A 15,900-nucleotide genomic window follows, 5' to 3' on the forward strand; every position below is an offset into this window, starting at 1 on the left:
CTAATTCAGCCTTATTTACCAATACGCTTTAACGATAAAGTAAGATGAAACTCCGCCATAGGCTCGTCACCATGCAATGAAGGACAGGTTGCAATGATCTTTACTGTCTGATTGACTCGCTCTCCGGTCGCGATAGTTTCATCAAGCATACTGTCTATTAGCTGGCCATCATGGCAATGAAAATGAACATCCGCCTCCGGCCTTTTTAAAAACTCCGCACTAACCGCTTTAAACGCCAACGATACTTTGGAGCCACGCTGTTGTGCTTTATGCATTGCCATAAAACCGCCCGCTACGTCTGCACCAACGGCTAACACACCAAAATACATACTATTTAAATGATTTTTATTGCGACGTTTAAGTGGAATTCGAATTTCTACAGAGTGTTCGTTTAGCACTAAAATCTTTGGCCTGCAGGACCAAATCAATGGCACTTTTAAAAAACCAAACAGATTTAAGTAAAGATTCGCTTTTGTTAATGGGGAGAGCATGAGGCTTGACCTTTTCAATATGGTTGTCGGACCAGTTCAAGGTATACGCTGTGAAATGTCAATAAGTTGTTACAAAAAGTTAGGGTTGAGCGCAGCTATTCTGCGCCCAAATCAGATCATTACATTTTTACCACAACATCAGCCTGAACACTTTCAGCTAAGTGCTCCTGCAGCTTTGGATAACTTGCTAGTGCTTGGGTGACGACCAAAATCGGCTTATTCGCATGACGTGCCGCTTTTGATGCTAAATCGAGCAACGTGATGACCGCCTCACTCTCTGGATTAAACAAATGGGAAAGTTCGGGATTCTCTTTATCAATGCCTAAGGTGTATTGTGTTAAGTTATCGATGTTGATGACCACACCATCAAAATAGTGCATCAAACGCTCTGCCAACAATGCCGCTGATGGAACATCGCAAGAATAAAGCACTTTCAAACCATCTAAACTCCGAGGTAAAGACTGCTCTGCCAGTCGGTCAATGATCGTAGCCGCATCACTTAATGTTCGAACAAATGGCACCACAATTTCGATGTTCAATCCTTGCTTGCGCAATGCCTTGATCACAGCGCATTCATAACTAAACGCTTTTGCATACTGGTTGGAAGAAAAACGCGATACGCCACGCACTCCCATCGCTGGGTTAATTTCATCCGTTTCAACACTTCCACCGATCAACGCCTTATAAGTGTAACTATCTGCATCACTCAAACAGACACGAATCGTAGCGTGATTTTTTTGAACCGCTGCCACGACTCTATCAACAATGGTTGACGTAAAATGCTCCGCCACCGCTTTGTCATCAAGAATGGATTGCAAAGAGCCTTGCTCAAGTTCAGTTAGATTCGCAAAATGTTGCTCAATCGAAGGATGATAAAACAACGAATCTAAAATAATGTCGGACAGCGATACATACAAATGCTGGGCATTTCCACTTGATTCAATTGCCGCTGGAAGGGCATCACCTAAGATCAACTGAGGGTGGATCGTATCATGTTGTGCCAAACTCATTCATTACTCCCTACATTTTTAATTATCTTGCTCAGGAAAATACCCATAGCCGAGTATTAATTCAAGTAAAAGTAACTATTTATGGCGAATTTATGAATAAAATTTCACCTTACGGATGATAAGCAATAAGTTTTCCGTTTTGGAGTTTATTCCTATTGCCAATTCCGTTATCTTTACCGCTTCGCAATAAGAGTACAGGCTTTACCATGCCATTAAAAACAGATGAATTAAGAACTCAAGCCTTGGGCCCAATGCCGACTCCGGCAGAGCTTGGAAATGCGCATCCGATCACAGACGACGTAGCAGAGCGCATCGCAAACTCACGCCGTCAAATTGAAAATATTCTGACTGGTCACGATGATCGCTTGTTAGTCATTGTCGGTCCGTGTTCAGTACACGACACTGAAGCAGCAATGGATTACGCTCAACGTTTGAGTGCGATCCAAGACCAATATAAAAATGAACTGTTTATCGTCATGCGTACCTATTTCGAGAAACCACGCACCGTTGTGGGCTGGAAAGGTTTGATTACGGATCCCAATCTGGATGGTTCATATGCACTGGAAACAGGGCTCAATAAAGCACGGAAATTATTATTAGATATCAACAAGCTAGGCCTTGCTACTGCAACTGAATTTTTAGACATGATCACCGGGCAATACATCGCAGATCTCATCACGTGGGGAGCTATTGGTGCGCGTACTACGGAATCTCAGATACACCGAGAAATGGCGTCTGCACTGTCGTGCCCTGTCGGTTTTAAAAATGGCACGAATGGCAACATCAAAATTGCTATTGATGCCATTCGAGCGGCCCAAGCATCGCATTATTTTTACTCACCGGATAAAAATGGCCGTATGACCGTTTATCGTACCAGTGGTAACCCCTTTGGCCATGTTATTTTACGCGGTGGTGATACAGGGACAAACTATGACGCTGACTCCGTATCTGCAGCCTGCGAGCAACTGATCGAATTCGGCTTAGCCCCGCGCCTCATCGTAGATTTTAGCCACGCGAATTGCCAAAAGCAGCATAGAAAACAGATAGATGTAACGGCCGACATCTGCACACAAATACGTACAGGTAAGGATTTCGTTGCTGGAATTATGGCTGAAAGCTTCATTATCGAAGGTAACCAGCCAATGCATGACTTAAAGAACCTCACCTATGGTCAATCGATTACCGATCCATGCTTAGGATGGGATGACACAGCAACTATGCTGGATATGCTGGCACAAGCGATCACTGACCGCCGTAACTTAAAGTAAATACTAAGCAATAGATAAGGAAACACCATGCCTTCTTTTGATATCGTTTCAGAAGTCGATACTGTTGAACTTCGTAATGCTGTCGATAATGCAAACCGAGAGCTTTCTACTCGTTTTGATTTTCGTAATGTAGAAGCTGGATTTGAACTCAAAGATGAAGTTGTAAAACTGTCTGCAGAAGATGATTTTCAATTGGGTCAAATGATGGATATTTTACGTGGCAACCTCGCGAAACGAGGTGTTGATGCCAAAGCGATGGAAGCGAAAGATTCCGTACATTCCGGCAAGCGCTGGTTTAAAGATGTCCAATTTAAACAAGGACTGGACTCGTTAACCTCCAAGAAAGTGGTAAAAGCCATTAAGGATGCCAAGCTCAAAGTCCAAGCATCCATTCAAGGTGAAAAAGTAAGAGTAACGGGTAAAAAGAGAGATGATTTACAATCAGTGATCGCTCTAATGCGTGAATCGGATATGGGCCAGCCATTCCAGTATGACAATTTCCGAGACTAACAGCACCACGAATAAAATATCAAAGCCACCTCATTAGGTGGCTTTTCAATCACTGATAACTGTCATTTACAATGAATCGATTCCTTGCCTCTAACTTGGATGAGTGAATACCCAACGTCTTACAACATTAAGTCTTTCCCCACAAGCAAAGCGTACTCTGCTCTGTTTCTAGGTAACAAAATACATATTCTTTTGCGATCAGACTTTGCTTGCTCAAGCTTTTCTGCAAGTTGCGCGGCATTCTTAAAACTTTCCCTTTCAGCATCACGGCGAACAAGATCAATCAATTCAAAAGGAGAATGTTGTTCATAAAAAACCACCTCTGCCCTTTGCATGTAACGTAGCGCTTTGATCGGCAGCATTTCAACATCATCGCCACAGCTTATCCATGTACATTGTGCTGATTCTTCTATAGGCACTAAGAGAGCTTGTTGGTATAAACGCTCTAATTCTTCACGGCTTACTGCATTTTCTGTTTTGGAATCACTTAAAAAGGCTTCCCAAAACTTTCTTCTAACACTGACAGAATTGAGTGATTGTTTAATTGAATTTCTCTTGGAGGCAGCGAAATCAGCAAGCAACGAGAGATTTTGCGGAAGAACCGCTTCCAATGTTTCTCGGATATTTCTCACCAACACTGGTGATGCACCACCACTGGATATTGCGATCTGAATTCGTCCACGGTTGACCATCGATGGCGTGATAAAATCACAGTATGGTTGATCATCGACAACATTGACCAAAACACCTGTCTTTCTTGCATCTTTATGCACTTGGTGGTTAAGCGACGGATTATCCGTTGTGGCCCATACCTGCCAGTATTCTTTCGTTAATAGTTCTGATGAATAAAAGTTTTGAATCCATTGGCAACGATTCTGCTCTACCAGTTCCAAAAGATAACGTTCAATCTTAGGTGATACGACGGTGACTTGAGCCCCAGCTCGAATCAATGCTTCTACTTTTCGACAGGCGACTTCGCCCCCACCCACAACCAGCACTGGTTTGCCCAATAAATTCAAAAACAGAGGAAAATACTGCATTTCATTCCATGAATAATCTAGATAACTATTCGCTTGATGCTACCAAAAATAGGGCATCTGCGACACTAATTAAATGCAGCCAAATAATTATCAACCAAATTTTCGCCATTAGACAGTTGAAAATCCTGACAACACACCAATGACACAATTGTTAATTTTACGTTAAAAGAGAAATATACTGCTTCTATTCTGTTGCCCCACTATTGAACATGGTTGCACTATTTACAATCTCGCAACATTTGTTCATTCTAGCTGCAGCTTAGGTTTGTGAATCTAATCAAAAATCTTTCAAATTACTAATTTGAGAAAATACAAATCATTACCTACGCTTATAAACGGTTGATTTGTAAATGTGCGATTGCATGCAAATACAACTTGGAAAGCTACACAACAACATTTTTAGTACGTTGTATCAGGTGTCACCTGGTTTAACATGGATCATACAGGAAGGATACAAATGGCGAATAAACTCACTGTTCTTGCTTCTGTTGTAGCAGCTTCTACTGCCATGATGGCGACGACAGCTTCAGCAGCAGATAGCACTTTAGATAAAGTACTTTCGCAAGGTTTTATTACTTGTGGTGTGAGCACTGGTCTACCAGGCTTTTCCAACCCGAACTCAAAAGGGGAATGGGAAGGCATTGATGTTGAATATTGCCAGGCACTTGCCGCAGCAGTTCTTGGTGACAAATCGAAAGTAAAATATGTTCCACTCACAGCAAAAGAACGGTTTACCGCCCTACAATCAGGTGAAATCGATGTTCTTTCGCGCAATACAACCTGGACGCTCCAACGCGACGCAGCACTCGGCCTTAATTTTGTCGGCGTAAACTATTATGACGGTCAAGGGTTCATGGTGAAAAAAGACCTAGGAGTGAAAAGTGCAAAAGAGCTTGATGGGGCATCGGTTTGTGTCCAATCCGGTACAACTACTGAGCTGAACTTGGCGGACTACTTCCGCAACACGGGCATGAAATACAAACCTGTGGTATTCGATACAGCAGCGCAAACCTCAAAAGGTTTTGACGCGGGCCGTTGCGATGCTCTAACAACCGACCAATCTGGTTTGTATGCGCTACGTTTGAACTTAACTGATCCTAACGTCGCGGTTGTATTACCTGAAATCATTTCTAAAGAACCACTTGGGCCCGTTGTTCGTCAAGATGATGACAAGTGGTTTAACGTGGCGAAATGGACTCTCAATGCGATGGTTAACGCAGAAGAGTACGGTATTACCTCAAAAAATGCAGATGAAATGCTTAAATCTAGCGATCCTAATATCAAACGCATACTTGGCCTGGACGGCCCTAAAGGTAAAGGTTTGGGCATTCGCGATGATTGGGGATACCAAATTGTAAAACAAGTCGGTAACTATGGTGAAAGTTTTGAACGCACTGTAGGTAAAGGTTCTCCACTACAAATCGCACGAGGTGCAAATGCGTTGTGGAATGCTGGCGGCTTTATGTACGCTCCACCACTTCGTTAATAGTCACACAATCCCAAATAGGCGGTTTTAACCGCCTTTTTGGAAAAATGGATTTGAGGTTATAGTTGTATGAAACCTACTAAAACTATTGCGGCTAGCTCAGGAGCTCCCTCGGCTAAAAGCGCAAATTTGTTCTACAATCCTACTTTTCGTTCAGTCGCCTTTCAAATTATTGCTGTTCTCGTTCTGGTTTTTTTCTTTTACACCATTGTGACCAATGCACTTTCTAACTTAAGTTCTCGAGGCATTGCCACGGGGTTTGACTTCCTAGATCAAGAAGCTGGCTTTGGGATTGGCCTTACTTTGATCGAATACAATGAAACCTTTAGTTATGGGCGAACTTTTATCATAGGTTTACTCAATACCGCGCTAGTTTCTTTTTTAGGCGTTGTATTTGCCACTCTTTTAGGTTTCTTTATCGGTATTGCTCGTCTCTCTTCCAACTGGTTAGTCAGTCGACTTGCTGCTGTGTATATAGAAATCTTCCGTAATATTCCTTTATTACTGCAAATTTTCTTTTGGTATTTTGCCGTGTTACAGGCTCTACCATCGCCTAGGCAAAGCATGCAGTTAGGGGATTCTATTTTTCTCAATGTACGTGGTCTGTTCTTCCCCGCTCCCATTTTCGAAAGTGGCAGCACATTTATCTTTATTGCCTTTCTTGCTGGCTTACTAACCACCTTAATTATTGGCATTTGGGCTCGAAACAAACAGCGTTTAACAGGTCAGCAGACGCCTATGGGTAGAATTGCGGCTATCTTGTGCATTCTACTTCCTGTCATTGTGTACTTTGCTATGGGCCGTCCAGTGTCAGCAGAGTATCCACAACTGCAAGGGTTCAACTTCCAAGGTGGCATCAGTATTATCCCTGAGTTAGCCGCACTGCTGATTGCACTGAGTATTTATACGGCCGCATTTATTGCCGAAATTGTCCGTTCTGGCATTAATGCGGTGAGCCATGGTCAATCCGAAGCAGCAATGTCACTAGGATTATCTCGTTCAAAAACATTAAAACTCGTGGTCATTCCTCAAGCGCTGCGCATCATCATTCCGCCACTCACCAGCCAATATCTGAACTTAACCAAAAACTCATCATTAGCGATGGCGATTGGCTACCCTGATTTGGTTTCTGTTTTTGCTGGCACAACGCTCAATCAAACGGGTCAAGCGATTGAAATTATTGCGATGACCATGGGTGTTTACCTCACTCTCAGTTTGACGACATCGGCATTAATGAATATCTATAACCGTAAAGTTGCTTTGGTGGAGAGATAAGATGAAAGTACATCAGTTTCAACCTAACTTGCCACCGCCAGCCAATACCGTTGGCTTCATTGGGTGGCTGCGCAAAAATCTTTTTAATAACGCACTCAATTCCATCGTTACACTGATCTTAGGGTATTTCGCCTTCTGGCTTGTTTGGCATACGGTCGATTGGGCGATTATTAATGCCGATTGGGTAGGCACACAACGTAGTGATTGCACCCGGGAGGGGGCGTGTTGGGTGTTTATTAGCGTACGCTGGGATCAGTTTATGTATGGATTTTATCCAGAAGCTGAGCTCTGGCGACCTCGCCTCTTCTATTTCACTCTTGCTATTTTTAGTGCGTTGCTCGCCTATGAAAATACACCGAAAAAAACGTGGATTTGGTTGTTTTTTGTCAACATCTACCCATTTCTTATCGCGGCGTTACTCTATGGCGGCTTTTTCGGCCTAGAAGTGGTTGAAACGCATAAGTGGGGAGGCTTATTAGTTACGCTGATTATTGCCTTAGTTGGGATTGTTGTTTCGTTACCGATTGGCGTTTTACTGGCGTTGGGCCGACGTTCCGAGATGCCCATTATTCGCAGCCTATGTACCGTTTACATCGAGGTTTGGAGAGGTGTGCCACTGATTACAGTTTTGTTTATGGCATCCGTTATGCTGCCTCTGTTCCTCTCGCAAGGCTCGGAAACGGATAAATTGGTTAGAGCATTAATTGGGGTGGTTATGTTCAGTTCGGCTTATATGGCAGAAGTGGTTCGTGGTGGTTTACAAGCGATACCTAAAGGTCAATACGAAGCCGCCGATGCGTTAGGTTTAAGTTACTGGAAAAAAGTCGGTTTGATTATTTTGCCGCAAGCACTGAAGATCACGATCCCATCTATCGTTAATACCTTCATTGGCCTATTTAAAGATACCAGCTTAGTACTCATTATCGGGATGTTTGACGTGCTCGGTATTGGACAAGCTGCCAATACCGATCCGGATTGGTTAGGCTTTTCTACTGAAAGTTATATATTTGTCGCGTTAGTGTTCTGGGTGTTCTGCTTTTCTATGTCTAGATATTCGATATGGCTTGAAAACAAACTCCATACTGGTCACAAACGATAACTACAAATCAAGGACGTATTATGACGCAGCAACGCAACCTCGCACCTTCTGAAGAAATCATGATTCAGATTAATGATATGAATAAATGGTACGGTGAATTTCATGTACTAAAGAATATCAATCTTACCGTTAAAAAAGGCGAAAAGATCGTTATTTGTGGCCCTTCAGGCTCAGGAAAATCGACCATGATTCGCTGTATTAACCGCTTGGAAGAGCACCAAAAAGGACAAATCGTCGTCGCGGGAAACGAACTGACGGAAGATCTTAAAAATATCGAAGCCGTGCGACGCGAGGTCGGTATGTGCTTCCAACATTTCAATCTTTTTCCACATTTAACCGTGTTAGAAAACTGTACACTCGCTCCAATTTGGGTAAAAAAGATGCCTAAAGGAGAAGCTGAAGCGGTTGCGATGAAGTACTTGGAACGCGTAAAGATTCCTGATCAAGCAGACAAATATCCCGGTCAACTTTCTGGCGGTCAGCAGCAACGAGTTGCGATTGCACGCTCATTGTGCATGAACCCACAGATTATGTTATTTGATGAACCAACATCTGCACTTGACCCGGAAATGGTACGGGAAGTATTAGATGTTATGGTTGAACTCGCAGGAGAAGGCATGACGATGCTTTGTGTTACCCATGAGATGGGCTTTGCTAAAGAAGTGGCCGATCGCGTTATTTTCATGGATGCTGGTGAGATCATTGAAGAAAATAACCCTGTTGAATTTTTTGAAAATCCTCAATCCGATAGAACGCGCAATTTTCTCTCTCAAATTCTCCATCATTAATGGATTAACGACCAACAAAGAGAGAGGTGAACATCACCTCTCTCTTTGTTTATGAGCATAGACACATGGTGTTACACATTCTTTAACATCTAAGTGACTATTTTTATTAAAATTTACACAAAACAAATACGATACAGGGCTTGCTTTTTAGCTCATTCAGCCCCATAAATGTACAAACAAACATAAACCCTTACGAGGAAGATTATGAACAGCCCAATGTTTACTCGCTCAGCTAGCTTAGAGAGCACACTACAAACTAATAAAGTGTTGAAGAATACTTACTTCTTGCTTTCAATGACTCTTATCACTAGTGCTATTGCTGCGATGGCAACAATGGCAATGCAGATTTCACCATTCATGGCACTCGCTATGCAGTTGGGAGCAATCGGTATTCTATTCTTCGTGATGCCTAAAGCCATTAACTCTTCTTCTGGTATAGTGTGGACATTTGTGTTCACCACATTAATGGGCGGTGCTCTGGGACCAATGCTTAATCACTATGCGGCAATCCCGAATGGCTCTAGCATTATTGCTCAAGCACTCGGTCTTACTGGCCTTGTTTTTATGGGCTTATCCGCTTATACCATTACGACTAAAAAAGACTTTTCGTTCATGAGAAGTTTTTTAATGGCAGGCCTCATTATTGTCATCGTTGCAGCGATTATTAATATTTTTGTTGGTTCTACCGTTGGCCAACTTGCGATCAGCAGCATCGCGGCGCTCGTGTTTTCTGGTTTTATCCTATTTGACACAAGCCGCATCGTACGAGGTGAAGAGACAAACTACATTAGTGCTACCATCTCAATGTATCTAAATATTCTGAACTTGTTCACAAGCTTATTGGCTATTTTAGGCATTATGAACGACGACTAATTTACGTCGACATTTTGTCCAAACGAGCCCGCAAGCCACAGCTTGCGGGCTTTTTGCTTTCTAAACAGTTGAGATCACACATTCACTACGCTACCCTAAACCTAAACGCGGATTTTTAATCGAGTAATAAAGATGTTTGAATACAATGGTAAAACCGTCGAAACTGATGCTCAGGGTTACCTCCTAGACCATACCCAATGGGAAGAAGGAATGATCCAGACACTGGCCAGTCAGGAAGATATCGAGTTAACAGACGCTCATCTAGAAGTCATTTTGTTTGTGCGCCACTTTTATGAAGAGTTTAATACTTCACCCGCAGTGCGTATGTTAGTCAAAGCGATGGAAAAAGCGCATGGTCCGGAAAAAGGCAATAGCAAATATCTGTTCAAACTCTTTAAAAAAGGCCCGGCCAAACAAGCAACTAAACTTGCTGGGTTACCAAAACCTGCCAAATGCTTGTAGTGTGAAACTAAGCCCCCAAGCAACTTAACCATACAAAGTACAAAGCGGTGCTACTTTTAAAGTATTTCGAATCCGCTATATTTTTCAGTATAAGAAAGAAGTGATTCACGCGACACCGACATTACTTTCGCCGTTTTGGGGCCTTGTTGAAGCCACTGATAAAACTGCTCCAAATTTTCACTATTCCCAATGGCGATGACTTCAACCTCGCCGTTATGTAAATTTTTGGCATAGCCTGTTAAGCCTAGCGTTAGTCCTTGATGAGCGGTGTGATAACGAAAACCAACCCCTTGGACCCTGCCTGTCACGATAAACTTGTCGCACTGTTGAGCCATTTGGATCCCTCTATCTATGTTTAAATACTCAATCATTTATCTACTAAAATGCGTCGTTCACTATAATGAAAGAAATGACAATGGGTTAATTTGATGTACATCCCATAGACACTCTCCCCAAACAATTTCCTTTATTTACGTATGACGCTCGCTCTTTGTTTGCTTTCCATTACCTTTTCTATGAAAATACGCCCCCATTTTGAATATTCATCGAGTAATGTATGACAGCTGCAATCTATCTAGTCAAAGGCCGTGAAAAATCTTTGCGCCGTAAACATCCATGGGTCTTTTCCCGAGGGATCAGCAAGGTAGAAGGTGAGCCTAGCCTTGGAGAGACCGTCGACGTTTATACTCATGATAATCAGTGGTTAGCAAAAGCAGCCTATTCCCCTACTTCTCAAATTCGAGCTCGCGTTTGGAGCTTTGAGAAGCAGGAGATCAATGTCGATTTTTTTGTGAAACGGCTCGAAGATGCACTGTTAGTTCGCCAGGAGATTATTGAACGAGATGGTCTTACAGGCTTTAGGCTGATTGCAGCAGAATCAGATGGGTTGCCCGGTATTACTATCGATAAGTATCAAGATTATCTAGTATGCCAACTGCTTAGCGCAGGGGCTGAATATCATAAAACGAATATTGTTAAAGCGCTGACAATCGTTTTCCCAGAGTGCCATGTTTACGAACGTTCAGATGTTGCCGTTCGTAAAAAAGAAGGTTTGGAAGAGCGCATGGGCGTGCTGCATGGCGATGAGCCGCCAAAATCAGTCATTATCGAAGAAAATGGCGTAAAAATTAGCGTCGATATTGTTGGTGGACACAAAACAGGCTTTTACCTAGACCAACGTGACAGCCGCCAGAAATCAATAAAATATGTGAAGGATAAAGATGTCCTTAACTGTTTTTGTTATACCGGAGGCTTCGGTTTGTATGCTCTTAAAGGCGGTGCCAAACGTGTAATTAATGCAGACGTCTCACAACCTGCATTAGATACCGCCAAATACAATGCAGAGATCAATCAATTCGATATCTCCAAAAAACGCGCTGTATTTTTAAATGCCGATGTTTTCAAATTATTGCGAGAATACCGTGATCAAGGAACGCTGTTTGATGTGGTGATTATGGATCCACCTAAGTTCGTATCGAGTAAAAATAACCTGATCTCCGGTGCAAACGGTTATAAAGACATCAATATGTTGGCAATGCAAATTTTAAAACCGGGTGGCACTTTACTCACCTATTCATGCTCTGGCCTTATGGGCACCGATCTCTTCCAAAAAATCATTGCCGATGCGGCGCTCGATGCAGATCGTAGCGTTAAATTTGTTGAAAGGTTCGAGCAAGCCGCTGACCACTTAACAGATTCAGCCTACCCTGAAGGGTTTTATCTAAAAGGGTTCGCCTGTAAGGTGTTGTAAGCCGTATTTTATAGGCAGCAAGAAAAACCGGAGCTCTAATCAAGCTCCGGTTGTCGTTATTTTAGTCCTTTAAATGGTTTAGGTTATCCATCAAGCTACTGGTGATATCCGCAGCTGACGCACCATCAAAGTCCACGGTCAATGTCTGACCCGACTTGACAATCGTTAGGTGCGATTCATGTTCATTTCCTGTAACACGGATAGATACATCGTCCGCAACACCTTGATGATCTGCACTACTCAGCCCATCAAGTAATACTGTGATCTCGTCTTTAGACATGTCTTCAAACAAGTCGGAAAAATCTAACGAATCCCCTTCCGAACGATGGAAGTCAGTAACGCGGTCAGTCGCGGTTTCCATCTCAACCCATTTGAATATGTCTGCGCCACTATCACCCGTTAAGATATCACTACCAAGGCCGCCAATAAGGGTGTCGTTACCTTCACCACCTCTCAAACCATCGTTGTGAGAACCACCATCAATATAATCATCACCAGTATGACCAAAAAGGATATCAGAGCCAGATTGACCAAATATTCGATCATTGCCACTACCGCTATTAACAACGTCAGCATTACGGCTTGATACATCGTTCGATAATAACAAACCATCATTATCTAACATTGAATCAGTGCCAGAAAGATTGCCTGTCATTACGTGATGATTGGCAATCTCAGACGCAGAAAGTTCCAAATCATCATCACTACTGTAACCATGAGATCCCGTCATTCCTGCATAAATGACGTCATTTCCAGAGCCCGTCTCAATATGATCGTTCCCCGATCCACCACTAACAGTTTGGTTTTGAGAGCCATTATTATAACCTTGCCCGACGTGAATATGGTTTTCATTGCCATGAACATCACGTACTGTACCTAACAAATTACCCCCAAAAGCAACATCGAATCTATCTGGGTGCCGTGAGTTTTCACCATTTCTAATAACTATCATGTCATTTAAATCATTGCCTTCAACCGTCAATGGTAAACCTACGGGTACACCATTTTTATCTACAGCGTTGACCGAAATCGTTAAAGTACTATTGGCAGCATCACCATCATTATCTCTCACTGTATAACTAAAAACTTCCTGTGCGTTGAGGGGGATCTTAGAGGCATCTTCAGTCACTTGATAAGTATAGCTACCATCAGCCATCAGAATCAGCTCGCCATACAAACCAATAATCTTAGTGCCAACACCGGTATTAATACTGCTTGATGTTTCTCCATTCACACACCCTATGACAGTCAATGATCCATCGGCACCGTGCAAATCGTTATGCATTACATTACCTAAAGCACTTGGCAAATGGTAACCACTTCCTTCAACAATCTTTGCCACCAAGTCAAACTGGTTGGATGCATTTTCGTCTGTCTTTATCGAGTTGATAACATTACCGTTTTTATCAACAAAACCTAAGACTTCAACTGTATACATCTTACCTTCAAATTCAAAAGTCACAGATTGACTTTCAATAGTAATGATATCCCTTGGATCAGACTGATTATTTGGTGTTTCGTTATGGGCAAAATTCACCGTAATCGTCACAGGAGTTACTCGACCATAAGCATCGGTTACTGAAAACGTTACATCTAGTGTTGCCCCCGTAATCGAGTCATAGATAGGGTAATTATAGTGAGTAAAGGTTCCTAGTTGGACTAGCTCATTGAGAGCTATATTTCCAGCTAGTCCACTATCGTTATCAATAAAACCATACCCTGATTGCCCATACCCTGCACTCGTTCCCCAGCGTACTTGGTCTAAATCAGGGTCAGCATCGCGCGAATCATAAATTGTAATATTTGAACCACCTGCGATATTGCTCCACTTAGCCGAAACACCGTTAAAATTAAATGAATCGGCTAATACATTGATTGAAGCAACATCCGCATTAGCGATAGGAGCATCATCTTCGATAACAATGGTGATTGTACTTGTGCTCGAAATACCACTTGAATTTTGTGCTTCAATGGGAATATCAATCACAAGGTCATCTTCTCCACCATTATTCGTGTGGTCGAATACAGCATGCAACTGACTAGTCACCTTGCCTTGGTTATCTACGGTAATTTCGACCACTTTATTGTCAGCAACCGTTCCAATCAGTCTCTGTTTATCCGAAGATAAGTTCCAGGTAATAGCTACACCATTAGAAGTGTAAGTACCAACCGGAATCCCCATAGAAAGCTCAGAGGTGTTCGCAATATTAAGCTGCCCTTCCACTGAGGTCTGGTTAGTCGTGTCTTGTGAACCAGTGACGGATTCGTCATCTACTATACCGCCTTGTAATCCTTCTTCAGAAACATTGAGCGTCAATTCACCAATAACCGGTGGAGACACAGGCTTAACCGCAAAACCAAGCACAGCACTGTCACCATCGGCATCAGTAACTTTCACTTGGAAATCAATATCTCCATCACCTAGCGGCGATTGTATATTTTGATACTGGTAAAACTCCCATTTTCCCGTTGTCGGTGTAAACTCGAGTTTGAAGACTAAATGCCCTTCTGCATCTTTACCAGTAAGAGTATTTGCTCCTACTAATCCAACAGTAATGTCAGAACCAGTAACCGTTTTGAGTGTCGCAGATTCATCCAGGCCAACTAATTGCAGTGCCCCTCGACCATCGGCCCCCCATTGCGGTTCAACGACACCAGAACCATAAGCAATTGGCTGCGGCGCATCCGAACCAAGAAACTCGATATTTTTAACGGTAAAGTCACTATTATCTTTATGATTGAACGAGTTACCATTGTCAGTAGCTTTGATAACCATCGTATCAAAACCACCCTGTTGCACAGAAAAGTCTTTAGCGTAATCTCCACGGTTCTCATCAGAGGTAAAACTTTGAGTTGCAATCAGCTTTCCATCTCGCCAAAACTCAACAATCCCGCTTTCGCCCTCACCGCCAAACATTTTGCTGAACTCAATTTTCGCACCATAAGCTACCGTGTTAGGATCGAGTTTAATAACCAACTCTTCGGATGCAGAACTGCCATCTGAAAACTTACGAAAATCAACTTCATTAGCAAGGTTATGGTACGGAGAATCCTTACTACTAACGCCGATACCTTCGCTGTCACCATTAATATTTGCACTAACTAACGTGGATGATAAAGCTGAAGAGAATCCTTTTGCAGTAATAGTAAATTGACCACCGTCAATCGTAGTCCTATTACCACGGTAACTTGTTAGATCAAACTGGCCAGTTAACACATCAGGGATGTCAGTTGCTGTGGCAGCAACTGGATCCATCGCATGGTCGCTAGGTGCATCGTCTTCAATGATGATAGATAGTTTGCTTTCCGTTGTGGCTTGCCCATCTGAAACAAATACGCCGAGATCTAAACTCAGTGTATCTTCTTGGGAGCCATCTGGATGGTCGACAGAGCTGAGTAAAGTGACCGTATAGTTCCACTCGCCCTTGCCACTTGCATTAGGAGCAGTAAGTTCGATTTCAATAACGGATTTAGAATCACTCCCAGATGTAGAACCTATCAGCTTGTGATTTTGAGCATCCCATTCCCAAACGACTTCCATACCTCCCGACGTGATGCCCTCCGGGCCCGAAAGAGTGATCCCTACGGAGTCGCTATCTACATCATCAATTGTGATGGTGCCAGATGCCTTAACTGCGTCGCTTGTATCTGAGGATCCAATATCATCTTGAAGTCCACCAGATAAGCCTTCCTCGGAGAGAGGAGCAATGCTTGAGATTGCGATGATCGCCGCGTCGTTGGTGCCCGTGATGGTCACGGTCACGGTGTGCGGCGTGCCGTCCACGCTCTGCACGGTGAAGGTCTCAACCTTGGTTTGACCCGCGCCCAGGTACTCCACTTTGCTGTTG

Annotated in this window: 14 protein-coding genes; 9 read left to right on the forward strand and 5 right to left on the reverse strand. The window is 42.9% G+C overall.

The features are described from left to right. Positions 1–11: 11 nt before the first annotated feature. Complete coding sequence (locus tag AACV12_RS12750) at positions 12–491, reverse strand: DUF4442 domain-containing protein (protein ID WP_026028837.1); 480 nt, start codon at positions 489–491, stop codon at positions 12–14. A gap of 119 nt (positions 492–610) precedes the next feature. Beyond that, on the reverse strand, positions 611–1,501 hold the full coding sequence (locus AACV12_RS12755) for a putative PEP-binding protein (protein ID WP_013856926.1): 891 nt from the start codon (positions 1,499–1,501) through the stop codon (positions 611–613). A gap of 206 nt (positions 1,502–1,707) precedes the next feature. Here AACV12_RS12755 and AACV12_RS12760 point away from each other — a divergent pair, with 206 nt between their 5' ends. Together AACV12_RS12760 and AACV12_RS12765 are read left to right on the forward strand one after the other, a co-directional pair. Continuing rightward, the gene (locus AACV12_RS12760; protein ID WP_026028005.1) at positions 1,708–2,769 is read left to right on the forward strand and encodes a 3-deoxy-7-phosphoheptulonate synthase; all 1,062 of its coding nucleotides are present in this window, start codon (positions 1,708–1,710) and stop codon (positions 2,767–2,769) included. A 27-nt stretch (positions 2,770–2,796) separates the two neighbouring features. Continuing rightward, positions 2,797–3,279, forward strand: a complete 483-nt coding sequence (locus AACV12_RS12765; RefSeq protein WP_094131840.1) for a YajQ family cyclic di-GMP-binding protein — start codon at positions 2,797–2,799, stop codon at positions 3,277–3,279. 119 nt (positions 3,280–3,398) lie between these two features. Here the strand turns inward: AACV12_RS12765 and AACV12_RS12770 are convergent, their stop codons facing one another. Next, positions 3,399–4,319 (reverse strand): precorrin-2 dehydrogenase/sirohydrochlorin ferrochelatase family protein, encoded by a 921-nt coding sequence (locus AACV12_RS12770; RefSeq protein ID WP_170900424.1) that lies wholly within the window; start codon positions 4,317–4,319, stop codon positions 3,399–3,401. A 457-nt stretch (positions 4,320–4,776) separates the two neighbouring features. Here AACV12_RS12770 and AACV12_RS12775 point away from each other — a divergent pair, with 457 nt between their 5' ends. The 6 genes from AACV12_RS12775 (at position 4,777) to AACV12_RS12800 (ending at position 10,302) form a co-directional block, all read left to right on the forward strand. Then, positions 4,777–5,805: an amino acid ABC transporter substrate-binding protein gene (locus AACV12_RS12775; protein ID WP_026027113.1), complete on the forward strand. Its 1,029-nt coding sequence runs from the start codon at positions 4,777–4,779 to the stop codon at positions 5,803–5,805. Positions 5,806–5,874: 69 nt separating this feature from the next. Next, entirely contained in the window at positions 5,875–7,080 is a 1,206-nt protein-coding gene (locus AACV12_RS12780) for an amino acid ABC transporter permease (protein WP_017044681.1), read from the forward strand. Between the two features lies 1 nt (position 7,081). Continuing rightward, positions 7,082–8,179, forward strand: coding sequence for an amino acid ABC transporter permease (locus AACV12_RS12785; RefSeq protein ID WP_029189852.1), 1,098 nt, complete (start codon positions 7,082–7,084; stop codon positions 8,177–8,179). Positions 8,180–8,199: 20 nt separating this feature from the next. Next, positions 8,200–8,967 carry an amino acid ABC transporter ATP-binding protein gene (locus AACV12_RS12790; protein WP_013856933.1) on the forward strand — a complete coding sequence of 256 codons (768 nt, stop codon included), beginning with the start codon at positions 8,200–8,202 and terminating at the stop codon, positions 8,965–8,967. Between the two features lie 204 nt (positions 8,968–9,171). Further along, positions 9,172–9,840, forward strand: coding sequence for a Bax inhibitor-1 family protein (locus tag AACV12_RS12795; RefSeq protein WP_010318447.1), 669 nt, complete (start codon positions 9,172–9,174; stop codon positions 9,838–9,840). 132 nt (positions 9,841–9,972) lie between these two features. Next, on the forward strand, positions 9,973–10,302 hold the full coding sequence (locus AACV12_RS12800) for a TusE/DsrC/DsvC family sulfur relay protein (protein ID WP_010318448.1): 330 nt from the start codon (positions 9,973–9,975) through the stop codon (positions 10,300–10,302). A gap of 56 nt (positions 10,303–10,358) precedes the next feature. Here the strand turns inward: AACV12_RS12800 and yccX are convergent, their stop codons facing one another. Then, entirely contained in the window at positions 10,359–10,637 is a 279-nt protein-coding gene (gene yccX / locus AACV12_RS12805; RefSeq protein ID WP_094164415.1) for an acylphosphatase, read from the reverse strand. A gap of 221 nt (positions 10,638–10,858) precedes the next feature. On the opposite strand from yccX, the gene AACV12_RS12810 reads away from it, so the two are divergent. Then, positions 10,859–12,052: a class I SAM-dependent methyltransferase gene (locus AACV12_RS12810; protein ID WP_170900425.1), complete on the forward strand. Its 1,194-nt coding sequence runs from the start codon at positions 10,859–10,861 to the stop codon at positions 12,050–12,052. 61 nt (positions 12,053–12,113) lie between these two features. Here AACV12_RS12810 and AACV12_RS12815 read toward each other — a convergent pair. Continuing rightward, positions 12,114–15,900, reverse strand: a 3,787-nt coding sequence (locus AACV12_RS12815) for a choice-of-anchor K domain-containing protein (RefSeq protein WP_170900427.1), incomplete at its 5' end; no start/stop codon positions are given.

It is taken from the genome of Vibrio sp. 2-2(8) (assembly GCF_963888495.1).
GTDB lineage: Bacteria > Pseudomonadota > Gammaproteobacteria > Enterobacterales > Vibrionaceae > Vibrio > Vibrio anguillarum.